General features: G+C 71.0%; 22 protein-coding genes. 10 read left to right on the top strand and 12 right to left on the bottom strand.

Features of this window, described 5'->3' with window-relative positions; translation table 11 throughout:
• Positions 1 to 28: 28 nt before the first annotated feature.
• Entirely contained in the window at positions 29 to 799 is a 771-nt protein-coding gene (locus AB0F72_RS27345; protein WP_360436504.1) for an isoprenyl transferase, read from the top strand.
• Here AB0F72_RS27345 and otsB read toward each other — a convergent pair.
• A complete protein-coding gene (gene otsB / locus AB0F72_RS27350; RefSeq protein ID WP_360436506.1) occupies positions 796 to 1,602 on the bottom strand; it encodes a trehalose-phosphatase in 807 nt (268 codons plus the stop codon). The two genes, AB0F72_RS27345 and otsB, sit on opposite strands and share 4 nt — an antisense overlap.
• Positions 1,603 to 1,874: 272 nt before the next feature.
• Here otsB and AB0F72_RS27355 point away from each other — a divergent pair, with 272 nt between their 5' ends.
• The 4 genes from AB0F72_RS27355 (at position 1,875) to AB0F72_RS27370 (ending at position 5,789) form a co-directional block, all read left to right on the top strand.
• A complete protein-coding gene (locus AB0F72_RS27355) occupies positions 1,875 to 3,293 on the top strand; it encodes a PhoH family protein (protein ID WP_360436508.1) in 1,419 nt (472 codons plus the stop codon).
• A gap of 281 nt (positions 3,294 to 3,574) precedes the next feature.
• Positions 3,575 to 4,285 (top strand): lytic transglycosylase domain-containing protein, encoded by a 711-nt coding sequence (locus AB0F72_RS27360; protein WP_360436510.1) that lies wholly within the window; start codon positions 3,575 to 3,577, stop codon positions 4,283 to 4,285.
• A gap of 76 nt (positions 4,286 to 4,361) precedes the next feature.
• Positions 4,362 to 5,126, top strand: a complete 765-nt coding sequence (locus AB0F72_RS27365; protein ID WP_360436512.1) for a serine protease — start codon at positions 4,362 to 4,364, stop codon at positions 5,124 to 5,126.
• 45 nt (positions 5,127 to 5,171) lie between these two features.
• A complete protein-coding gene (locus tag AB0F72_RS27370) occupies positions 5,172 to 5,789 on the top strand; it encodes a rhomboid family intramembrane serine protease (protein ID WP_360436514.1) in 618 nt (205 codons plus the stop codon).
• Between the two features lie 30 nt (positions 5,790 to 5,819).
• Here the strand turns inward: AB0F72_RS27370 and glpX are convergent, their stop codons facing one another.
• Positions 5,820 to 6,836, bottom strand: coding sequence for a class II fructose-bisphosphatase (gene glpX / locus AB0F72_RS27375; RefSeq protein WP_360436516.1), 1,017 nt, complete (start codon positions 6,834 to 6,836; stop codon positions 5,820 to 5,822).
• Positions 6,837 to 6,936: 100 nt separating this feature from the next.
• Here glpX and AB0F72_RS27380 point away from each other — a divergent pair, with 100 nt between their 5' ends.
• Positions 6,937 to 7,488: a DUF4245 domain-containing protein gene (locus AB0F72_RS27380; RefSeq protein ID WP_360436518.1), complete on the top strand. Its 552-nt coding sequence runs from the start codon at positions 6,937 to 6,939 to the stop codon at positions 7,486 to 7,488.
• A gap of 31 nt (positions 7,489 to 7,519) precedes the next feature.
• On the opposite strand, the gene AB0F72_RS27385 is transcribed toward AB0F72_RS27380, so the two are convergent.
• The 4 genes from AB0F72_RS27385 to AB0F72_RS27400 are packed head-to-tail and all read right to left on the bottom strand — an operon-like array spanning position 7,520 to position 10,054.
• Entirely contained in the window at positions 7,520 to 7,723 is a 204-nt protein-coding gene (locus AB0F72_RS27385) for an exodeoxyribonuclease VII small subunit (protein ID WP_014447531.1), read from the bottom strand.
• The gene (gene xseA / locus AB0F72_RS27390; protein WP_360436521.1) at positions 7,720 to 8,958 is read right to left on the bottom strand and encodes an exodeoxyribonuclease VII large subunit; all 1,239 of its coding nucleotides are present in this window, start codon (positions 8,956 to 8,958) and stop codon (positions 7,720 to 7,722) included. Before xseA ends, AB0F72_RS27385 begins: the two co-directional genes overlap by 4 nt.
• A 9-nt stretch (positions 8,959 to 8,967) precedes the next feature.
• Positions 8,968 to 9,537, bottom strand: a complete 570-nt coding sequence (locus AB0F72_RS27395; protein ID WP_360436523.1) for a hypothetical protein — start codon at positions 9,535 to 9,537, stop codon at positions 8,968 to 8,970.
• A 7-nt stretch (positions 9,538 to 9,544) separates the two neighbouring features.
• The gene (locus AB0F72_RS27400) at positions 9,545 to 10,054 is read right to left on the bottom strand and encodes a hypothetical protein (protein ID WP_360436525.1); all 510 of its coding nucleotides are present in this window, start codon (positions 10,052 to 10,054) and stop codon (positions 9,545 to 9,547) included.
• A gap of 88 nt (positions 10,055 to 10,142) precedes the next feature.
• Between AB0F72_RS27400 and AB0F72_RS27405 the strand changes: the two genes are divergently transcribed.
• Positions 10,143 to 11,138, top strand: a complete 996-nt coding sequence (locus AB0F72_RS27405) for a 4-hydroxy-3-methylbut-2-enyl diphosphate reductase (RefSeq protein ID WP_360436527.1) — start codon at positions 10,143 to 10,145, stop codon at positions 11,136 to 11,138.
• 99 nt (positions 11,139 to 11,237) lie between these two features.
• Here AB0F72_RS27405 and AB0F72_RS27410 read toward each other — a convergent pair whose 3' ends face one another.
• The gene (locus tag AB0F72_RS27410) at positions 11,238 to 12,437 is read right to left on the bottom strand and encodes a DNA recombination protein RmuC (protein ID WP_360436554.1); all 1,200 of its coding nucleotides are present in this window, start codon (positions 12,435 to 12,437) and stop codon (positions 11,238 to 11,240) included.
• Here AB0F72_RS27410 and AB0F72_RS27415 point away from each other — a divergent pair.
• Positions 12,436 to 13,215: a hypothetical protein gene (locus tag AB0F72_RS27415; protein WP_360436529.1), complete on the top strand. Its 780-nt coding sequence runs from the start codon at positions 12,436 to 12,438 to the stop codon at positions 13,213 to 13,215. The genes AB0F72_RS27410 and AB0F72_RS27415 overlap by 2 nt on opposite strands.
• 6 nt (positions 13,216 to 13,221) lie before the next feature.
• Here the strand turns inward: AB0F72_RS27415 and AB0F72_RS27420 are convergent, their stop codons facing one another.
• The 4 genes from AB0F72_RS27420 to AB0F72_RS27435 form a co-directional block, all read right to left on the bottom strand.
• Positions 13,222 to 13,788 carry a hypothetical protein gene (locus AB0F72_RS27420; protein WP_360436531.1) on the bottom strand — a complete coding sequence of 189 codons (567 nt, stop codon included), beginning with the start codon at positions 13,786 to 13,788 and terminating at the stop codon, positions 13,222 to 13,224.
• Between the two features lie 92 nt (positions 13,789 to 13,880).
• Positions 13,881 to 16,418, bottom strand: a complete 2,538-nt coding sequence (gene valS, locus AB0F72_RS27425; protein ID WP_360436533.1) for a valine--tRNA ligase — start codon at positions 16,416 to 16,418, stop codon at positions 13,881 to 13,883.
• Positions 16,419 to 16,868: 450 nt separating this feature from the next.
• A complete protein-coding gene (locus tag AB0F72_RS27430) occupies positions 16,869 to 17,366 on the bottom strand; it encodes a methylated-DNA--[protein]-cysteine S-methyltransferase (RefSeq protein ID WP_360436535.1) in 498 nt (165 codons plus the stop codon).
• A 121-nt stretch (positions 17,367 to 17,487) separates the two neighbouring features.
• A complete protein-coding gene (locus tag AB0F72_RS27435; RefSeq protein ID WP_360436537.1) occupies positions 17,488 to 18,996 on the bottom strand; it encodes an AlkA N-terminal domain-containing protein in 1,509 nt (502 codons plus the stop codon).
• Between the two features lie 111 nt (positions 18,997 to 19,107).
• Here AB0F72_RS27435 and AB0F72_RS27440 point away from each other — a divergent pair, with 111 nt between their 5' ends.
• Together AB0F72_RS27440 and ychF are read left to right on the top strand one after the other, a co-directional pair.
• Complete coding sequence (locus tag AB0F72_RS27440) at positions 19,108 to 19,902, top strand: alpha/beta hydrolase (RefSeq protein ID WP_360436539.1); 795 nt, start codon at positions 19,108 to 19,110, stop codon at positions 19,900 to 19,902.
• A 23-nt stretch (positions 19,903 to 19,925) separates the two neighbouring features.
• Positions 19,926 to 21,011, top strand: coding sequence for a redox-regulated ATPase YchF (gene ychF, locus AB0F72_RS27445; protein ID WP_360436540.1), 1,086 nt, complete (start codon positions 19,926 to 19,928; stop codon positions 21,009 to 21,011).
• Between the two features lie 234 nt (positions 21,012 to 21,245).
• Here the strand turns inward: ychF and AB0F72_RS27450 are convergent.
• Positions 21,246 to 21,439 (bottom strand): hypothetical protein (locus AB0F72_RS27450; RefSeq protein ID WP_360436542.1); only part of this gene is annotated, 194 nt, incomplete at its 5' end.

Raw genomic sequence — 21,439 nt, forward strand, 5'->3', positions numbered from 1 at the left:
TCAGCGGGGATGGCTACCCTTTGCGGTGATGAGTCTGCGTTCTCTGATCTATTCCATTTACGAGCGGCGGCTGGCCGGGAAGCTCGTCGGCAAGCCCGTGCCCCGGCACGTCGGCGTCATGTGCGACGGCAATCGCCGGTGGGCCCGCGAGATGGGCTTCGTCGACCCCAACGACGGGCACCGGGTCGGCGCGACCCGGGTCAAGGAGCTGCTGACCTGGTGCGACCAGGCCGGCATCGAGCATGTCACGCTCTACCTGCTGGCGACCGACAACCTGCAGCGCCCGGCCGCCGAGCTCGACCCGCTCGTGAAGATCATCGAGGATCTCGCGACCGAGCTGGCCGAGGACGGCAACCCGTGGCGGCTGCGGATGGTCGGCGCGCTCGACGTGCTGCCCTCGGCGACGGCCGCCACGCTGAAGGCGGCGCAGGAGAAGACCCGCGACCGCCGCGACGGCGTCGAGGTCAACATGGCGGTGGGCTACGGCGGACGGCGGGAGATCACCGACGCGGTGCGCTCGCTGCTCTACGAGCACGCCGCGACCGGGGGCACCGTGGAGGAGCTCGCCGAGATCCTCGACGTGGAGCACATCGCCGAGCACCTCTACACCCGTGGCCAGCCCGACCCGGACCTGGTCATCCGGACCAGCGGCGAGCAGCGGCTCTCCGGCTTCCTGCTGTGGCAGTCGGCGAACTCGGAGTTCTACTTCCACGACGCCAACTGGCCGGACTTCCGCCGCATCGACTTCCTGCGGGCGCTGCGGTCGTACGGCAACCGGCAGCGCCGTTACGGCGCCTAGAAGCGCTTCAGCCCCTCGCTGAGGAAGGTGGCCACGGCCTCCGGCGAGTCCAGCGTCAGGTCGGCGGCGCTGGACACCTCGGCCCCGGTCTCCGGGTTCGCCACGGCCACCGCCATGCCGAAGAAGCCCGGGTCGACGGCCTCCCGGGCGCGCAGCGCGTCGAACGCCTTGATGTCGGACATGTCGTCGCCGAAGTACCACGCGCAGCCGGCGTTGCGCACGCCCTCGGTGATGACCATGCCCTTGTCCTGGTCGACCGGGGGCTTGAGCTCGACGACCATCCGGCCGCCCTGGATCCGCAGGCCGAGCCGCTCGGCCTGCTCGTGGCCCCAGCGCTCGACGGTCCGGGCCAGGTCGGGCGCGGTCCGGTAGTGCAGGGCGACGGAGAGCCGCTTGTACTCCACCAGGATCTCGGCGGGCAGCTCGGTGCGGGCCTGCTCGGCGAGGCGGTCCATGGTGGGGACGAACTCCAGCGCCGCCGGCTCGGTCACCACCTGACCGTCGTGCCACACCTCGAGCCCGTACAGCCCGTAGAGGTCGACGCCCTCGAGGGACTCGAACCGCGAGCGCAGGAAGCTCACCGGCCGGGCTGAGACGATCGCCACACGGGCCACCACGGACGCCAGCCGCTCCAGCACGCCGAGGACGGCGGGAACCGGCTGCGAGGCGTCGGGATCGTCGGTGACCGGTGACAGGACACCGTCGAAATCGAAGAAGAACGTGGTCGACGAGGCTCTCCCGGCGGTGAAAGCCCAGGCCTCGTCGGTGGTCGGCGGATGTGTCGGACGAGTGCTCTCAGCCACGGGCTCAGATTACCCGCGGATGGTCGACTTTCATGCGTGATGATGTCGCCTGGGGCGAGCGTCACCCCTCGGTGCCCGATTTTGCGCACTACCGCAGGACGCAGTTGACCGCTAGCGTCTCCGGTATGGCACGGGGTCATCCCGAGCCAGCCGGCCGGCCCGGACCAGCGACAACTTGCGCCACAGGGCCCGCAATCCGTCCCTGTGCATGTGCCGGCGGCCGGAGGTGGCGGACCGCGGGTGGCGGGTTGCACGCCCGCTGGAGCAGGCCTGTGACATCTCGCCGTACCGATGCCGGTGTCGCCTCGAACTCCGACCCGGCCGACAAGGTGACCAAGACCCGTGCCACGACGCCGCGCCGCAGGGCGCGGGACCGGCACGCCGACGCGGAGCCGGCCCCGGCCGGTCGTGTCTTCGTCCTGGACACTTCGGTCCTGCTGTCCGACCCGGCGGCGTTCCGCCGGTTCACCGACCACGAGGTCGTCGTTCCGCTCGTGGTCATCTCCGAACTGGAGGGCAAACGTCACCACCCCGAGCTGGGCTGGTTCGCCCGGCAGTCGCTGCGCATGCTGGACGAGCTGCGGATCAAGCACGGCCGCCTCGACCAGCCGGTGCTCTGCAACGACGAGGGCGGCACGCTGCGGGTCGAGCTGAACCACGCCGATCAGAGTGTGCTGCCGCTCGGCTTCCGCAACGACTCGAACGACACCCGGATCCTTTCGGTGGCGCTCGGGCTGGCCGCGGAGGGCCGGGACGTCACGCTGGTCAGCAAGGACATGCCGCTGCGGGTGAAGGCCGCCTCGGTCGGCATCACCGCCGACGAGTACCGGCACGGCCAGGCCAGCGACCCGACCTGGACCGGCATGGCCGACCTGCAGCTCACCGAGGAGCAGGTGGTCGCGCTCTACGCCGGCGACGAGCTGGAGGTCGACGAGGCGGAGAACCTGCCCTGCCACACCGGCCTGGTGATCCACTCGCCACGCGGCTCGGCGCTGGCCCGGGTCAACCCGGACAAGACCGTCAAGCTGGTACGCGGCGACCGGGACGCGTTCGGCCTGCGCGGCCGCTCCGCGGAGCAGCGGGTGGCGCTGGACATCCTGCTCGACGAGTCGATCGGGATCGTCTCGCTCGGCGGCCGGGCCGGCACCGGCAAGTCCGCGCTGGCGCTCTGCGCCGGCCTGGAGGCGACGATGGAGCGCAATCGCCACAAGAAGGTGGTGGTGTTCCGCCCGCTCTACGCGGTCGGCGGCCAGGAGCTCGGCTATCTGCCCGGCAGCGAGGCGGAGAAGATGTCGCCCTGGGCGCAGGCCGTCTTCGACACGCTCGGCGCGGTCGCCCACGCCAACGTCGTCGAGGAGGTCATGGCCCGCGGCATGCTCGAGGTGCTGCCGCTGACCCACATCCGGGGCCGGAGCCTGCACGACGCGTTCGTCATCGTGGACGAGGCGCAGTCGCTGGAGCGCAACGTGCTGCTGACCGTGCTGTCCCGGATCGGCCAGAACTCGCGGGTGGTGCTCACCCACGATGTGGCTCAGCGTGACAATCTGCGGGTCGGCCGGCACGACGGTGTCACCGCCGTCATCGAAGCGCTGAAGGGGCATCCGATCTTCGCCCATGTCACGCTGACCCGTTCGGAGCGATCGCCGATCGCCGAGGTGGTCACCGACCTGCTGGAGGAGATCCCCCTGTGATCCCCCGGTGAGATGACGCCAGCGCGGGACTTTGTGCCGGATTGAGATAAAAAATCGTGTGACTAAAGTCACAAGACCGCGTTGGCATTTCACATCCACTTCACGTTGCGCCATGGTGTTCCGCGAGCGCCATCGAGTGGCAACGTGGTCGGAGATCGACTTCGGGCCACCCCCTCGGAGTTCGAGGCGGCGGCCCAGCGGGGTCGCGGTGCTCGCGGCGCGGTTCCACTCAGTGACGGTGGAGACGCGCCGCGTCATTGCCCCCGACGAAGGGATTCTTCGTGAAGCGGCTCTGGAGCCGGCTCGGAGTTCGTGCGGCATCCGTGGGTCTGCTGGTGACCGGTCTGGTCGGCGGCGTCTACCTCGGACAGAACCGGGAACTCGAGCAGCAGAGCGCCACGTCCCAGCTCGTCCTTCAGGCGGACGCCGACGAGATGCAGCTGCTCAAGCAGCGCCAGGCGCAGCACGCCGCGGCCCGGGCCGTCCGGAGCCAGGCGGAGGATGCCGCGGCGTCCAAGGCGGCGACCGAGGCGAAGACCGCGGCCACCAAGGCGCGGACGCTGGAGAAGAAGGCGATCGCCGCCGAGGCCGCCGAGAAGAAGGCGGCCGAGGAGAAGAAGAAGGCCGAGGCCGCGGAGGCCGGCGGGCCGGTGGCCTACACCGGCGACATCCCGGAGTCCTGCAACGAGTACAGCGGCAGCCGCAAGATCGGCTGCGCGATGACGCTCGACGCCGGTTTCGGTCTCTCCCAGTTCCCCTGCCTGGACAAGCTGTGGAAGAAGGAGAGTGGCTGGAACTACAAGGCCACCAACCGCAGCTCCGGCGCGTACGGGATCCCGCAGTCGCTGCCCGGCAGCAAGATGGCGTCGGCCGGCTCGGACTGGAAGACCAACCCGGCGACCCAGATCGAGTGGGGCCTCGGCTACATCAAGGGCCGGTACGGCACCCCGTGCAGCGCGTGGAGCCACTCGCAGAACGTCGGCTGGTACTGATCTGACCTAAACAGGGCTGCGCGGCACGCCGCGCAGCCCTGTTTTGCTGTGATCCAATGTCCGTATGGTCCGATATGTGGCTTCCTTTGTCGCGGCCGTGGCGGTCGCGCTGCCCGCCGGCGCCGCACCGGCCCACGCGGACCCGCGCATCCCCGAGGTGATCGGCGGCGAGATCGCCACCCCCGGCAAGTTCCCCTGGGCGGTGCGGCTCTCGATGGGGTGCGGCGGCGCGCTCACCGCTCCCCGCCTGGTCCTCACGGCCGGGCACTGCGTCGGCCCGACGGGCCCGAACCGCCGGATCACCGTGACCGCGGGCTCGGCCGACCTGAAAGCCGAGGACGCGGTCACGGTGAAGTCGGTCGAGGTCTTCCGGTCGCCCGGGTTCGTGACCGAGACCGAGGGCGAGGACTGGGCCCTGGTCCGGCTGGAACGCGCGCTCGACCTGCCCACCCTCGAACTGCCCGAGGACGCCAGCGGCGACCAGGGCCCGTTCACGGTGATGGGCTGGGGACAGACCCGGGAGAGCTCGCTGCGGCAGGAACGGCGGCTGCACTACGCCGAAGTGCCGATCATCGAGGACGCGGAGTGCGCGAAGGCGTACCGGCAGGCCGGGGTGGATCTGGTCCGGGACGAGTCGATCTGCGCCGGCCGGCACGGCGTCGACACCTGCCAGGGCGACTCCGGTGGGCCGATGGTGCGCCGCGACGCGGCCGGCACGTGGCGGCAGGTCGGCATCGTCAGCTGGGGACTGGGCTGCGCGCGGGACGGCTACTTCGGCGTCTACACCCAGGTCTCGACGTTCCGCGGCGAGATCCGGGCGGCCATCGTCAAGCTCGGCTGAGCCGCCCGGGTGGCCGGGGATGCGCCGGCCTGCCACCATCGGAGGATGGCGTACGGCTGGGCGCAGGCACGCGAGGACGAAGCGGCGAGATTCGGCACCGACGCGTTCTACGCGTCGCTGGGCCGGGCGTTCGTGACGATGTGCGCGGTCGTCCCGGGGCTCTTCCTGATCGAGGCGATCGACGTCGGCCTCGGTCCCGGCACGCTCGACGTGGCCGGCGGCATCATCCCGCGCCACGTCCAGGGCCTCGACGGGGTGCTGTTCAGCCCGTTCCTGCACGCCGACTGGGAGCATCTCTACGGCAACGCGGTGCCGCTCATCCTGCTCGGCACGTTCGTGCTGGCCGGCGGGATGCGCCGGTTCATCTGGTCGACCGTGGTGATCATGGCGGTGGCCGGGCTGGGCGTGTGGTTCATCGGCGACCCGCAGAGCGTCGTGGTCGGCGCCAGCGGCGTGATCTTCGGCTATCTGGGGCTGCTGCTCACCCGCGGCCTGGTCGAGCGCAGCTGGTGGAACTTCGCGGTGGCCGTCTTCATCGGCCTGCTGTACTGGTACCAGCTCTACGGCATCCTGCCCACCGACGCCCGGGTCTCCTGGCAGGGACACCTGCTCGGCCTGGTCGGCGGCGCGCTGGCGGCGGTGCTGTTCCGCCGCCGGCGCTGACCGATGCCGACCACCCGTCTCCGGCTAGAGCTAGAGCGTGGGCAGGTGCCCGTCGAAGTCCACCGCTGAGTAGAGCGCGAGCTTCTCCAGCCGGTGATACGAGTCGATCACCCGGATCGTGCCGCTCTTGGACCGCATCACGATCGACTGGGTGTGCGCCCCGCCGGACCGGTAACGCACCCCCTTGAGCAGGTCACCGGAGGTCACGCCGGTCGCCACGAAGAAGCAGTTGTCGCCGGTGACCAGGTCGTCGGTGGCGAGCACCCGGTCCAGGTCGTGCCCGGCGGCGATCGCCCGCTCCCGCTCCGCGTCGTCGTGCGGCCACAGCTTCGCCTGGATCATGCCGCCGAGACACTTGAGCGCGCACGCCGCGGTGATGCCCTCCGGGGTGCCGCCGATGCCCATCAGCACGTCCACGTCGGACTCCTCGCGGGCCGCCGAGATGGCCCCGGCGATGTCGCCGTCCGAGATGAACTTGATGTTCGCGCCGGCGTGCCGGACCTCCTCGACCAGTTTCGTGTGCCGGGGACGGTCCAGGATGCACACCGTCACGTCGGAGACGCTGGACCGCTTCGCCTTCGCGATGCGCTTGAGGTTCTCGGTGGCGCCGGCGTTGATGTCGATCACGTCGGCGCAGTCCGGGCCGACCGCGATCTTCTCCATGTAGAACACGGCGCTCGGGTCGAACATCGCGCCCCGCTCGGCGACCGCGAGGACCGCGACGGCGCCCGGCATCCCCTTGCTCATCAGGGTGGTGCCGTCCACCGGGTCGACCGCGACGTCCACCTCCGGCCCGGTGCCGTCGCCGACCTGCTCCCCGTTGAAGAGCATCGGCGCTTCGTCCTTCTCACCCTCGCCGATGACGACGACACCGCGCATCTGGATCGAGTTGATGAGCTTGCGCATGGCGTCGACGGCGGCGCCGTCACCGCCGTTCTTGTCACCACGGCCGACCCAGCGACCGGCGGCCATGGCGGCCGCTTCGGTGACTCGGACGAGGTCGAGGGCGATGTTGCGGTCGAGGTCCTGGGGGACTCGGGCTGGCACGGCGGCCTCCTCGCGACGTTGCGGGGCTGTCAAGTCCTCCGATCCTGGCATCCGAGGACGTGCCAAGTCTCGGTTCAGCGACATGGTTAACAATGGGTTCGTGGAACCCGCGACGTCTGTCCCCGCACCCGCGCCCGCGCGGCTCGCCCCGAAAGAGGGCCGCCGCCCCCGCGACATGGCTTATTCGCTGCTGGTGCTGCTCGTGCCGATCGCGCTGGTGATGATCTTCTGGAAGGTGGTCCTGGACGGCGACAAGCCGATTCCGAAGGACACGACCAGCGCGATCCAGTCGGCGTCGCGGCAGTTCACCGTGGTCCAGCCGGCCGGCCTGAGCGAGGACTGGTACGTCACGTCCGCCACCTTCCGCGAGGAGAACGGCGGGGCGACCCTGCGTCTCGGTTACGTCGACCCGGACGCCGACCCGATCCTGCTGGTGCAGAGCACGGTGCCGGCCGCGACCCTGGTGCCCGCCGAGGTGGGCGAGAAGGGCAAGCGGACCGGCACGTTCCGCGCCGGGAACCGCACCTGGATGACGTACTCCGGGCGGCCCGGAGAGACCGCGTTCATCGTCACCGAGCAGAACCGGACCATCCTGCTCATCGGCGAGACCGACCGCGAGGACATGGAGACCTTGGCGGCCGCGCTCCGCTGACCGCCTCTCAGCCGCCGGGCCGGGCTGCCTCTCAGTCGCCGGGCCGGGCCGCCCGGGCCGCCTCGATCCGCTCCCGGGCGCCGTCCAGCCAGCGCTGGCAGACGTCGGCCAGTTTCTCGCCGCGCTCCCACAGGGCGAGCGACTCCTCCAGGCTCCCGCCGCCCTGCTCCAGACGCTCCACCACGGACGCCAGCTCGGTGCGGGCCTGCTCGTAGCTGAGGTTCTCGTCGCTCACTCGTCACTTCCTACTCTTGCCGCCAGCTCGCCGGACGCGAGCCGGATCCGAAGAAGGTCGGCCGCGGCCACCTCGTCCGCGGCGCGGACCACGTGGCCGTCGGCGCGTTGCACGATCGCATAGCCGCGCTGCAGCGTCGCCGCCGGTGACAGCGCGCGCAGCCGGGCCACGGTGTGCCGCAGGTCGTCGTCGGCGCGGCGCAGCCGGTGCTCCAGGCTGCGCCCGGCCCGGTCACGCAGCGCGCCCACCTCGGCGGCGCGCTGGTCGATCAGCGACTCCGGGCGGGCCAGCACCGGCCGGGAGCGCCAGGACTCGATCCGGTGCCGCTCCCGGTCGATCAGGCCGAGCACCGCGCGGTCCAGCCGGTTGCGGGCGTGCTCGATCAGGCGCAGCTCGTCGGCGAGGTCCGGCACGATCCGCTTGGCGGCGTCGGTCGGGGTGGAGGCGCGCAGGTCGGCCACGTAGTCCAGCAGCGGCGCGTCGGTCTCGTGCCCGATCGCGCTGACGACCGGGGTGCGCGCCGCGAAGACCGCCCGGCAGAGCGCCTCGTCGGAGAAGGGCAGCAGGTCCTCGACGCTGCCACCGCCCCGGGCGATCACGATGACGTCGATCGTGTCGTCGTTGTCCAGCACCTTCAGCGCGTCGATCATCTGCGGCACCGCGGTCGGGCCCTGCACCGCCACGTTGATCACCCGGAACTCCACGGCCGGCCAGCGGCGTCGGGTGTTCATCAGCACGTCGCGCTCGGCGGCGCTGGCCCGCCCGGTGATCAGCCCGATCCGGCCGGGCAGGAACGGCAGCCGCCGCTTGCGGTCGCGGGCGAACAGGCCCTCCGCGCCGAGCAGTTTCTTCAGCCGCTCCAGCCGGGCGAGCAGCTCGCCGAGGCCGACCTGGCGGATCTCGTCGGCGCGCAGGCTCAGCGTGCCCCGGCCGGGATAGAACTCCGGTTTCGCGTGCATGGTGACCCGGGCGCCCTCGGACAGCTCCGGCGCGCCGGCGTCGAGCACGTCGCGGTGGGCCGTCACGGTCAGGCTCAGGTCGGCGGAGGGGTCGCGCAGGGTCAGGAAGACCACGCCCGAGCCGGGCCGGCGGCTGATCTGGGCGACCTGCCCGTCCACCCAGACCCAGCCGAGTTTCGCGATCCAGGCGCCCAGTTTCTGACTGACCACGCGGACCGGCCACGGCTCGTCGGGGCTGCTCTTGGGTTCCGGCTTCTTGGCCTCGGGCTGGGTCACCCGGCCAGATTACGGAAGCCCACCGACATTCTCCCCGCTGCGATCGCCGGTGGCGGCCATGGCGCGGGGCTCGGCGTGCCGCCCGGTGTAGGCGCCGAGGTCCACCGGGGTGCGCCGTTCCGGCAGCCGCTGCTCGATCACGGTGAGCACGGTGAGCACGAGCAGGCCCGCGCAGCCCCCGAAGACCAGGTCGGCGACCAGGTACTCCGGGTCGACGTGCACGCCGTCCCCGGTGCCGAGGAACGGGAACGGATATCCGCGCCGCTGCGGGTGGTCGGCGAGGCAGCAGTGCGCGTTGGCGGGCACCGTCGCGATCGCCATCCCGGCGAGCGCGAGCAGCCCGGACACCAGGTACCCGGCGCGGCTCGGCCGGATCCGGTGCCGGGTCAGCAGCAGCACGCCACCGGCCAGCAGCGCCACATGGAAGATCAGGAACGGCCCGGTCAGGCCGCCGTCCACCGTGACCGCGAGATTGAGCGCGCCGATGCCGACGAGGAACCAGCCCGCCATCACCCGGAGCACCGCCGGGACGTGTGGCCACGCCGCCCACGGGTCCTCGCCCCGATGCGCGCCGCCCATGCCGTCATTATCCCGCTGGATCCGGCACTTTCGGGGCGAAATGCCCACGCAGCACTCGCGTGAGCACGAGCACACCCACGATCAACACCAGGCTTGCGTACGACCAGAGCACCACGTCCGCGAGCATCCGGAACGGTATGGCTGTCCAGCCCTCCTCGATGCCGAGCCGCCGTGCCTCGTCCGGGGTGTCCGCCACGCCGCCACGCGTCAGCCACACGAACGGCCAGCCCCGGCCCTCGGACCACCCGAACATGCAGCACGTGCTGATCCCCCGCGCGGCCAGCCCCGCGACCGTGCCGATGAGGCCGCCCGCCACCGCCGCCGGCACGACAATCCGGGCCGGCAGCCGCAACCGGTCCCAGAACAGCAGGATCAGCCCTCCCAGGACTGCTGCCGCACCGGCCGCCGTGACCCGCGGATCGCCCTCGGACAGCGTCATCACCAGCCAGAACGCGCCGCCGAGCAGGCCCAGCACCCCGACCGCCAACCGGCCCATCCCGGTGTAGAGCTCCGTCATGCGCGGCAGTCTGCCCGACGCCCGCCAGCCGGCTGTGGCACTGATCGCAGATCGACAGGCAGGGGAGTGGGCCACGTACCATGGCCGGGTGACTGAACCTCGTAAGCGGGTGTTGCTCGCCAAGCCGCGTGGCTACTGCGCCGGCGTCGACCGCGCCGTGCAGACCGTCGAGGAGGCGCTGAAGCTCTACGGCGCCCCGGTCTACGTGCGCAAGCAGATCGTGCACAACAAACACGTGGTCAGCACGCTGGAAGCCCGCGGTGCGATCTTCGTGGAGGAGAACTACGAGGTCCCCGAGGGGTCGACGGTCGTCTTCTCCGCCCACGGCGTGGCGCCCGAGGTCCACGACCAGGCCCGCGAGCGCAACCTCAAGGCGATCGACGCGACCTGCCCCCTGGTGACGAAGGTGCACCACGAGGCGAAACGGTTCGCGGCCGAGGACTACGACATCCTGCTGATCGGCCACGAGGGTCACGAGGAGGTCATCGGCACCGCCGGCGAGGCCCCCGCGCACATCCAGCTCGTCGACGGCCCCGACGACGTGGAGAACGTCGTGGTCCGCGACCCGTCCAAGGTCGTCTGGCTGTCACAGACCACGCTCTCGGTCGACGAGACGATGGAGACCGTGGCCCGGCTCAAGACCAGGCTGCCGCTGCTGCAGTCGCCGCCCAGCGACGACATCTGCTACGCCACCTCCAATCGGCAGCACGTGATCAAGGAGATCGCCCCGGACTGCGACGTGGTGATCGTCGTCGGCTCGACGAACTCCTCGAACTCGGTGCGGCTCGTCGAGGTCGCCCTCGGCGCCGGCGCGCGCGCCGGCCACCTGGTCGACTACGCCTCCGAGATCCAGGACGAGTGGCTGGAGGGCGCCACCACGGTCGGCGTCTCGTCCGGCGCCAGCGTCCCCGAGGATCTGGTCATGGAGGTGCTCGCCCACCTGGCCGAGCGTGGCTTCGGCGAGGTGACGGAGTACACGACGGCCGAGGAACGGCTGACGTTCTCGCTGCCGCAGGAGCTGCGGCGTGACATGAAGGCGGCTGGGCTGGCTGGCTCCGCTTCGCTCCGCGGCAAAACGCCTTAGGCCAACTCACCGGCGGCGTTTTGCGGGTTGCTCTGTGGCTACGCCCTCATGGGAGACCGCGGCACCTTTGGCCGCCAGCGGCACCTTTGGTCGCTGTGACTACGGCTGCTGGGTTAGCTCGGGGGCCTGGGGCTGGCGGGGCATTACCTCTACCTGGGGGGTCTCCATCAGGTCGTCGCCGGTCACGCCCATCTCGGCCAGTTTGCGGGCGCTCACCAGCACCCGGGACTCCAGCGAGCCGACCGCCCTGTTGTACGCGGTGACCGCACCGGTCAGCGACGTGCCCAGCTTGGACACGTGGTCGCCGAGCGTGGACAGCCGCGCGTAGAGCTCGCGGCCCAGGGTGTGCACCGCCACCGCGTTGCGGGCCAGCGCCTCCTGACGCCAGGAATACGCGACAGTGCGCAGCAGGGCGATCAGGGTGGCCGGGGTGGCCAGGACCACGTGCCGGCGGAACGCGTGCTCCATCAGCGCCGGGTCCCGCTGCAGGGCCGCGTCCAGGAACGGGTCGGCCGGGACGAACAGGACCACGAAGTCGGTGGCCTCGTCGAACGCCGCCCAGTACTTCTTCGCTGACAGCTGGTCCACGTGCGCGCGCAGATGCCGGGCGTGCATGTCCAGGTGGCCGTCGCGGGTGCGCTCGTCGCGCGCCTCCATCGCCGACAGGTACCCGTCCAGCGGCGCCTTGGCGTCCACCACCACCGCCCGGCCGCCGTGCAGACGGACCACCAGGTCCGGCCGGACACCCTGATCGTCGGTGGCGGCCGTCACCTGCTCCGCGAAGTCGCAGTGCTCCAGCAGCCCGGCCGCCTCCACGATGCGCCGCAGCTGATGCTCGCCCCAGCGGCCCCGCACCTGCGGCGCGCGCAGCGCCGACACCAGCTGCCGGGTCTCGGTGCGCAGCTCACCCGAGACCGCCCCCATCGCCCGGACCTGTTCGCGCAGCTCCGCGTACGCGTCCACCCGATCGTGCTCCAGCTGGGCGACCCGCTCCTCGTACCGGCGCAGGGTGTCGTGCAGCGGCGCCACCGCCCGGGCCACCGCCTCCTGGGACTGGGCGGTCGCCTCATAGGACAGTGCCCGCAGCGACTGCTCCATGCGCTGCTCACCCTCCCGGGCCGCCTCCAGGGTCGCCTCCAGCCGGGCGATGTCGGTGCCGGCGCGGGCCCGGGCGGCCAGCCAGCCCAGGGCGGCGCCGGCGGCGAGGCAGACGAGGATCACAGCGAGCGTCGAGAACGTCACCTCTCGAAGATTGCCAGACCGGTGACACAGGACCCGCAGAGGTACCGTGGGAAACATGAAGGGCGTGTTTCTCATCCTGGTGATCCTCGCGCTGGTCGCGCTCGTCATCGCCGCGACGCAGCGCCGGGGACAGGCTCGCCGGCAGACGCAGCTCGAGGACGCCCGCGCCGAGGCGCAGCGGTGGTACGAGCGGCTCGGCGGTCAGGTGATGAACCTGGTCTCCGAGGACCCGGCGGCGCGCCAGGCGCTCGCTGACGCGAGCGAGCGGTACAACGCGGCAGGCGGTCAGCTCCAGCAGGCCAATTCGGTACGGCAGTACGAGCTGGCCCGCGAGTCGGCGCTGGAAGGCCTCGCCTACGTCCGGGCCGCGCGCACCGCGATGGGCATCGACCCCGGCCCCGAGCTGCCGCCGCTGGCCGCCTCCCGGGGCTCCGGGCAGCTCACCCAGGAGCGGGAGGTCACCGTCGAGGGCCATCAGTACCGCGCGGGCCCGCAGCCCGGCCCCGGCACGCCCTACTACTACCCCGGCGGCCGGGTGCAGGGCCGCCCGGTGCCCGCCGGGTGGTACTCGACGCCGGTGTGGAAGACCGCGCTCGGCGCGGGCGCCGGCGTCCTCGGCGGGATGCTGATCTTCGACGCGCTCTTCTCGCCCGGCTTCGGCGACATGGGCATCGACGGCGGCGACTGGGGCGGCCAGGACGGGGGCGGCCAGGACTGGGGCGGGGATGCCCAGGCCGGCGACTTCGGTGGCAACGACCTCGGTGGCGGCACCGACTTCGGCGGCGGCGACTGGGGCGGCGGTGGCGGCGACTTCGGCGGTGGCGGCGACTTCTGATCGGGGTCAGAAACGCCGGACGGGCTGGTTCTTCTTCACCCGCATCCAGTGCTCCAGCTCCCGGCGCAGCGCCCGCGACGTCGGCCACAGCTGACTCAGGTCGGCGGTGAACGCCGGGCCGCGGGGCGTGTCGGTCAGCGGCGGCGCGCCGTCCGCGGCGTCCTGCACCGGATGCACCGTGTCCAGATCGGCGGGCACCACCTCGAGGACGGTGCGCAGACCGGCCCGGCGGATCACCACGGCGGCCACGTCCCGCCACTCCAGCAGGATCGGGTCGCTGTCCTGCGCCGCGAGCTCCAGGCCGGCTTCGGAGACCCGTACCCAGGTCTGCAGTGATCCTCTTGCGGAGAGCGTGTAAACACCCGCGGCGCCGGCCGCGACCGCAGCCGCCTGCACGGCGGTGACCCACCACGGCTCGCCCGTGTCGCGGGCGAACCGGGCCACCACCGGCGACACCACCAGGTACGCCACCAGCAGCGCGGCGAACACCATCAGGAAGGCCCGCACCGGCGCGGACCGGAACAGCACCGCGTCCCGGGCCGGGGCCTCGACCTCCTCCGGGGCGAATGACATGCCCCTAATGGTGGACCAGGTCGGGCCCCGGCTTCCGGTGTTCGCCCTTTTGCCGCTCGCTCTTTTGCTGCTCTGTTCGCTCTTTTGCTGCTCTAGAAGGCGCAGGCGATGACCAGCTCCGGGGTGCGGTCGCGCAGCAGGTCCAGCTTCGTGATCCGGCCCGCCGCCCGGAAATCGCCCTCGACAAGCTCCAGCCGGTCCAGCACCTCGGCCGGCCCGAGCGCCTCGGCGAGCGGCACCTCCGTCTTCATCGACAGCTTCCGGTCCGACTTGGCCCGGCGGACCTGCCGCAGCGCCTCACCCGCCAGATCCAGCAGCGACGGGTCGCTCTCCGGCGCCACCCGGGACAACTCGTACGTCGTCGGCCACGTCGCCTGGTGCACCGAGCCGTACCGCCACCACGACCAGACCTCCTCCGTGACGTACGGCAGGAACGGCGCGAACAGGCGCAACAGCACCGACAGCCCGGCGGCGAGCGCGGCCCGGGCCGAGTCGGCGCCCGGACCGTCGGAGTACGCCCGGTCCTTGACCAGCTCGATGTAGTCGTCGCAGAACGTCCAGAAGAACGTCTCCGTGACCTGCAGCGCGTCGGTGTGCTGGAACCTGTCGAACGCCGCCGTCGCCTCGGTGATCACCGACGTGAGACGGCCCAGCATCGCCCGGTCCAGCGGTTCCGTGACAGGTTTCCGCAGCGCCTCCGCGGTTCCCAGGCCGAGCGCGAACTTGGACGCGTTCAGCAGCTTCGTCGCCAGCCGCCGCCCCACCTTCAGCTGCGCCGGCTCGAACGCCAGGTCGGCGCCGGGCCGGCCGCTCGCCGCCCAGTACCGCACCGCGTCCGACCCGTACTGCTCCAGCAGAGCGAGCGGGGTCTCCACCTCGTTGCCCTTGGACTTCGAGATCTTCTTGTGGTCCGGGTCGAGGATCCAGCCGGACAGCACGGCCCGCTCCCACGGCAGCGTCCCGCCGAGCTGATCGGCGCGCAGGACCGAGGCGAACAGCCAGGTCCGGATGATCTCCTGGCCCTGCGGGCGGAGATCCATCGGGTACGTCCGCCGGTGCAGATCCTCGTCCGTGCTCCAGCCCGTGACGATCTGCGGTGTCAGCGACGACGTGGCCCAGGTGTCCATGACGTCCGGGTCGGCCGTGAACCCGCCCGGCACGTCCCGCTGCTCCTCGGTGAAACCCGGCGGGCAGTCCGACGACGGGTCGACCGGCAGGCTCTCCGCCGCCGGCGTCAGCGGGTCCGCGTAGTCCGGCTCGCCCGAGGCGTCCACCCGGTACCAGACCGGGATCGGCACACCGAAGAACCGCTGCCGGCTGATCAGCCAGTCACCGGTCAGGCCGCCGACCCAATGCTCGTACCGATGGCGCATGCTCTCCGGCACCCAGCGCAACTCGCGGCCGCGCTCCAGCAGGCGGTCCCGCAGCTCGGGGTCCCGCCCGCCGTTACGGATGAACCACTGTCGGCTGGTGACGATCTCCAGCGGCGAGTCGCCCCGCTCGTAGAACTTGACCGGATGCGTCACCGGCCGGGGCTCCCCGATCAGGCCACCGGACTCGCGCAACAGCCGGACCATCTCCTTGCGGGCCGCCGCCACGGTCAGCCCCGCGAAACCCCGGTAGGCCGCCGCCGGGACGCCCGCCGGCTGATCCGGCAGGAACCGCCCGTCCCGGCCCAGGACGACCCGGGTGTCCAGGTTCAGGTCGCGCCACCACGTGACGTCCGCCAAGTCGCCGAACGTGCAGACCATCGCTATGCCCGTACCCTTGTCGGCGGCCGCAAGCGGATGCTCGAAGACCGGAACCTCGACGTCGAAGAGCGGGGTACGGACCGAGGTGAGGCCCGCGAAGCGGGGATCACCCGGATGGTGCACCAGAGCGACACACGCGGGCAGCAGCTCCGGCCGGGTCGTGTCGACCTCGACCGTCCGGCCGTCCGCAGTGAACCGCAGCGTGTGGTACGCGCCCGGCTTCTCCCGGTCCTCCAGCTCGGCCTGCGCGACAGCGGTGCGGAAACCGACGTCCCACAAGGTCGGCGCCTCCGAGGTGTAGGCGTCGCCGCTGCGGAGATTCGCGAGGAACGCCCGCTGTGCGATCTGGCGGGCCTTCGTCCCGATCGTCGAATACGTCAGTCCCCAGTCGACGGACAGCCCGAGCCGCCGCCACAGCGACTCGAACGCCTTCTCGTCCTCCGCGGTGAGCTTCTCGCACAGCTCCACGAAGTTCCGCCGGGAGATCGAGACCGGCGGCTTGGGCGGCTTCGCGGGCGGCTCCCAGCCCTCCTCGTAGGGCAGCGACGGGTCACACCGGACACCGAACACGTTCTGGACGCGGCGCTCGGTGGGCAGGCCGTTGTCGTCCCAGCCCATCGGATAGAAGACGGCCTTGCCGCGCATCCGCTGGAAGCGCGCGACAGTGTCGGTGTGGGTGTAGGAGAAGACGTGCCCGATGTGCAGCGACCCCGATACGGTCGGCGGGGGCGTGTCGATCGAAAATACGTCCGAACGCTCCTTGGAACGGTCGAACGCGTACGTACCCTCCCCCTGCCAGCGCGACGCCCATTTCTCCTCGAGGCCGTCCAGTGACGGGCGCTCGGGGAGACCGTGACGTCCGGTTCCCGTATCAGTCATGCCGCTCAGCCTAGGGTTCCGGTGGTGGGGTGGGCGAGGCGATTAGGGGTGGTGGGCGCACGCCGGGCCGGCGTTTTCGGGGTGTGGGCGCACGCTGGGCCGCTCGGCCGGCGTTTTCGGGGCGGTGAGCGCACACAATGACGTTCTGCGTGAGCTCATCGTCGCGATAGCGGGGGTGAGCTCACACGATCGTGTTCTGTGTGCGCCCACCGTTCTCATCGCGCCTCCAACGGGCTCCGGGGCTGCCGTGGGCGTGTGGAATCGCGGCGCATGTGGCATTCCGGTCAGCGGTGGCGTGTCAGCGGGTTTGATCGTCACCCTGCGTGGCGGTATCCGAGGTAAAGATCGCGCTTTGCGGAAACGCGCGGACGCCCCAGGCCCCACAGAATGACGCGAAGCAGCAGCGCTCCGCGGACCCGATGACCCACCGTCGGATCGTCGGCTTCGTCGTCAGCCGTTCGCCTCGTGCGCCAGCAGCCAGGACTTGATCGGCAGCCCCCACCGATACCCGCCCAGCGACCCGTCCGTCCGCAACACCCGATGGCACGGCAGGATCAACGCCACCGCATTACGCGCACACGCCGACGCGGCACCCCGGATCGCCAGTGGCCGCCCCGCCAGCGCCGCATAACGGGTATACGTCACCGGCGTACCCGGCTTGATCTCCCGCATCACCTGCCATGCGTGACTCATGAACTCACCGCCGGTGTGCTGCTCGACCTCCACCCCGTCCAGCGCCGTCAGGTCACCGTCGAGATACGCGCGAACCGCGTCACGAACCGGGCCGACATCGTCATGCGCCTCGACCGGTTCCCGCAGTCGCGGATGCATGAGCCGCATCAACTCCGGCACGTCAGTGGTGAAACCGGCAGCACGAACCACACCGTGCACTGTCACGACCACGGTGAACGGGCCGGTCGGGGTGTCCAACGTCGAATAACGAAGCATCGCTCTCTCCTTACGATCGGGGGGCACAGCATTGCCGGGAACGCACGCCGCGGCATGCGGGCCTGTGGACAACCGAGGAATGTGGACAACTCCCGCGGGTCGTCGCCGGCCGGTAGCGTCGTCAGGCAGCACGCCAGAGACGGATCAGCGCGTACGAACGCCAGGGACGCCAGCGTTCCGCGTGTTTTGCCAGCTCACGGGGTGTGTCCGGGAGACCGAGTGCGGCCGCGCCGCGGCGAGCCGCCAGATCCGTCTCCAGGAAGACGTCGGGGTCGCCGACCGCGCGCATGGCGACGTAACCCGCCGTCCACGGGCCGATGCCGGGCAGTTCCGTCAGGCGGGCGACGGTCTCAGTCCGGTCCGCGCCGGGCTCGAGGTCGAGTTTGCCGTCGGCTACCGCGGTCGCGAGAGCGCGGATGGTGGCGCGGCGGGCGGCGGGCATCCCGAACGCGGAGTCGGGGAGATCGGCGATGGCGCTTGCCGGCGGGAAGCCGGTGAGTGCGGTGGTGGCTGCCGTCGTATCGGCAGGTGCCGGCAGGGCGGTAGGTCGGGAGGCGGGGGAGGGGCCCTCATCGAGGGCCACCGGACTGCTCGCGTTCGCCGCGGCCCGCAAAATCCGGCTCATCGTCGTCCGCGCCCCAGCGACACTCACCTGCTGCCCCACCACAGCCCGCACCGCCATCTCGAACCCATCGACCGCCCGCGGCACCCGCACCCCCGGCTCCCCCCGCACCACCTCCCGCAACGCCTCCTCCGCCCCCAGCATCCCGTCCACCGCCACCGGATCCGCATCAAGATCGAACAACCTCCGGCACCGCGCGACCGCCGGCGCCAGATCCCGTACATCGCTGAGCCGCAGCGTCGCGAAAACCCAGCGTGCGGCGGGCTTGAGCGCGACAGTCGCGCTCCCGTGGGGCAGGATCATTCCCCTCCGGTACGTGTCTCCGCACAGCTCGTCCACACCCGGCAGGGTCCGCGCTCCCAGGAATTCGAGGAGTGATTCGGCATGCAGTGGGGGCCGATAGGCGAGCCGCAGGTTGATGACCCCGGCCTCACCCCGTGCCGCGGCCGGCCGCTGGTTCCGCAGCTGGCTCGGTGACACGGCGTAGACCTCGAGCATCGTGTCGTTGAATTGCCGCACGCTGCCGAATCCGGCCGCGAACGCGATGTCGGCGAGTCCGAGGTCGGTCGTCTCGACGAGGATCCGCGCGGTCTGGGCGCGCTGGGCGCGGGCGAGGGCGAGCGGCCCGGCGCCGAGTTCCGCGGTGAGCATCCGGTTGAGGTGCCGTTCGGTGTATCCGAGCCGGCTGGCGAGCCCGGCGACGCCTTCCCGGTCGACGACGCCGTCGCCGATGAGCCGCATGGCTCGTCCGATCGTGTCGGCGCGCATGTCCCATTCGGGGGAGCCGGGCGCGGCGTCGGGCCGGCATCGGCGGCAGGCCCGGTAGCCGGCTCGCTGGGACGCGGCCGCGCTGGGGTAGAACGTGACGTTCTCGCGTTTCGGCGTGACGGCGGGGCAGGAGGGCCGGCAGTAGATCCCGGTGGTTCGCACCGCCGTGTAGAAGCACCCGTCGAACCGCTGGTCACGGCTGTCGACGGCCCGGTAGCAGCGTTCGAAGTCGAGCTCCATGTCCCCGAGTCTGCTCTGCCGCCCGCCGGTGTGGCTGGCGGGTTTCGGACATCACCGTGCCGCTGTCAACTACGGTTGACGACAACAGGTGTGTCAACTACGGTTGACGGCATGGATGTTGTGGCGCAACGAACGGACATCGGGTGGCGCACGTTCGGCGGCGGACCCAAGGTCGTGCTCCTGCACGGCGGCATGCAGACGTCGGCGAACTTCACGAAGCTCGCGCGGCTCCTCGCCACGACGCACACCGTCTACGTCCCGGACCGGCGCGGTCGTGGTCACAGCGGTCCTGCCGCAGCCGGTCACGGCCTGCGCGCCGAGCTCGACGACCTGCGGGCGGTGCTCGACGAGACCGGCGCCCGCGACGTCTTCGGCCTCAGCTCGGGCGCGGTCATCGCGCTGCGCGCGGCCATGGAGCTGCCGATCGAGCGACTCGCGCTCTACGAGCCGCCGCTGAAGCACGGCACTCACGACCCAACTTCCTGGCTTCCCCGGTACGAGAAAGAGCTGTCCCGTGGCCGCCGCGCGGCCGCGTTCGTGACCGTCACGAAGGGCACGGGCGAGTTCCGGTATGTGCCTCGGGCGGCGCTGATCCCGCTCGCCGGTCTCGCGATGCGCAGCGGCCGGGGGCGGGAGATCGCCGACCTGATCCCGACGATGCGCCTGGACGCGGCAGTGGTCGAGGACGCGGCCGGCCCGCTGAGCACGTACCGAGCCGTCACGGCGGACACGCTCCTGCTGGGTGGTGACCGTTCCCCGGCGTACCTGACAGCTGTGTTGAACGGCCTGGAGCCGGTCCTGCCGCGAGTGCGGCGGGTGACAGTGACCGGCGTGGGTCATCTCGCCGCGGACGACAGCGGCAGGCCGGAACTGGTCGCGGCGGAACTGCGTCGTTTCTTCGGCTGACCCAACCCGTAGACTGGCGTTCCGTGAGCCTCACCATCGGAATCGTCGGCCTGCCCAACGTCGGCAAGAGCACCCTCTTCAACGCCCTGACCAAGAACGACGTGCTCGCCGCGAACTACCCGTTCGCGACGATCGAGCCCAACGTCGGCGTGGTCGGGCTGCCCGACGACCGGCTGAACAAGCTCGCCGAGCTGTTCGGCAGTGAGAAGATCCTGCCGGCGCCGGTGAGCTTCGTCGACATCGCGGGCCTGGTCCGCGGCGCGTCGAAAGGCCAGGGCCGCGGCAACGCGTTCCTCGCGAACATCCGGGACGCGTCCGCGATCTGCCAGGTGGTCCGCGCGTTCTCCGACCCGAACGTGCTGCACGTCGACGGCAAGGTCTCGCCGTCCGACGACATCGAGACGATCAACACCGAGCTGATCCTGGCCGACCTGCAGACGGTCGAGAAGGCGCTGCCCCGCCTGCAGAAAGAGGCGAAGCTCAAGAAGGAGAAGGCCGCGACGGTGGCCGCCGCCGAGGCCGCGTTCAAGCTGCTCAACGACGGTGTGACGCTCTACCAGGGCGCCAAGACCTCGGGCATCGAGCTGGAGCTGCTCGCCGAGCTGCACCTGCTCACCACGAAGCCTTTCCTGTACGTGTTCAACGTCGACGAGGCCGAGCTGGGCAACGCGGCGTTCCTGGACGAGCTGCGCGCCCTGGTCGCCCCGGCCGAGGCCGTCTTCATGGACGCGAAGATCGAGTCCGAGCTGATCGAGCTGGACGACGAGGAGGCTCTCGAGCTCCTCCAGTCCACCGGCCAGTCGGAGCCCGGCCTGAACCGGCTGATCCGCGTCGGCTTCGAGACGCTCGGCCTGCAGACCTACCTGACCGCCGGCCCGAAAGAGGCCCGCGCCTGGGTCATCCCGGTCGGCGCCACGGCGCCCGAGGCAGCCGGCGTCATCCACTCCGACTTCCAGCGAGGCTTCATCAAGGCCGAGATCGTCAGCTACGACGACCTGGTCGCCGCCGGCTCCATGTCCGCCGCGAAGGCAGCCGGCAAGGTCCGCATGGAGGGCAAGGACTACATCATGAAGGACGGCGACGTCGTCGAGTTCCGCTTCAACGTGTAGTACAGCAGCGTGCTGGGGCGGTGACTCAGGGCCGAGGTGAATCGGCGGGCGGGGCGATCAGGTGTGCGGGCAGCTCGACGTCATCGGCCCGTAGGGCGCGGCGAGACCAGCAGGGTTCATCCTTGGTCGCGCCGGTGAACACGTTCACGCAGCGCTGACCCGGCCCGGCTCCGCACCGCCGGCAGCGTTGCGAGAGGTCGTCGGCCGCGGACGCCGGGGCGGGGTCGGCGGGCATCAGCGGGCGGGCCTCAGGCTGCGCATCGACCCCCACAACCGATTTCGGTACGCGGTGGCCACCTCCACCTCGGCGTCGACCGTGGCGATCAGTTCCTCCAGCTCGGTCACCGTCGCCGCGAACACCTCGGTCGGGATGCGCCGCCCCTCGTTGTCGCGCTGCATCGGCCCGTCCGCTCGGGTCGCCGAGTAGC

This window comes from Actinoplanes sp. NPDC023936, from assembly GCF_040639325.1.
Classification (GTDB): domain Bacteria; phylum Actinomycetota; class Actinomycetes; order Mycobacteriales; family Micromonosporaceae; genus Actinoplanes.

What these genes read in the sequence shown, in the direction of transcription:
- AB0F72_RS27345 (WP_360436504.1), top strand. Translation starts at nt 29, where the DNA reads ATGAGTCTGCGTTCTCTGATCTATTCCATTTACGAGCGGCGGCTGGCC.
- AB0F72_RS27370 (WP_360436514.1), top strand. Translation starts at nt 5,172, where the DNA reads ATGGCGTACGGCTGGGCGCAGGCACGCGAGGACGAAGCGGCGAGATTC.
- AB0F72_RS27395 (WP_360436523.1), bottom strand. Translation starts at nt 9,537, where the DNA reads ATGGGCGGCGCGCATCGGGGCGAGGACCCGTGGGCGGCGTGGCCACAC.
- AB0F72_RS27400 (WP_360436525.1), bottom strand. Translation starts at nt 10,054, where the DNA reads ATGACGGAGCTCTACACCGGGATGGGCCGGTTGGCGGTCGGGGTGCTG.
- AB0F72_RS27415 (WP_360436529.1), top strand. Translation starts at nt 12,436, where the DNA reads ATGAAGGGCGTGTTTCTCATCCTGGTGATCCTCGCGCTGGTCGCGCTC.
- AB0F72_RS27410 (WP_360436554.1), bottom strand. Translation starts at nt 12,437, where the DNA reads ATGTTTCCCACGGTACCTCTGCGGGTCCTGTGTCACCGGTCTGGCAAT.
- AB0F72_RS27420 (WP_360436531.1), bottom strand. Translation starts at nt 13,788, where the DNA reads ATGTCATTCGCCCCGGAGGAGGTCGAGGCCCCGGCCCGGGACGCGGTG.
- valS (WP_360436533.1), bottom strand. Translation starts at nt 16,418, where the DNA reads ATGACTGATACGGGAACCGGACGTCACGGTCTCCCCGAGCGCCCGTCA.
- AB0F72_RS27430 (WP_360436535.1), bottom strand. Translation starts at nt 17,366, where the DNA reads ATGCTTCGTTATTCGACGTTGGACACCCCGACCGGCCCGTTCACCGTG.
- AB0F72_RS27435 (WP_360436537.1), bottom strand. Translation starts at nt 18,996, where the DNA reads ATGGAGCTCGACTTCGAACGCTGCTACCGGGCCGTCGACAGCCGTGAC.
- AB0F72_RS27440 (WP_360436539.1), top strand. Translation starts at nt 19,108, where the DNA reads ATGGATGTTGTGGCGCAACGAACGGACATCGGGTGGCGCACGTTCGGC.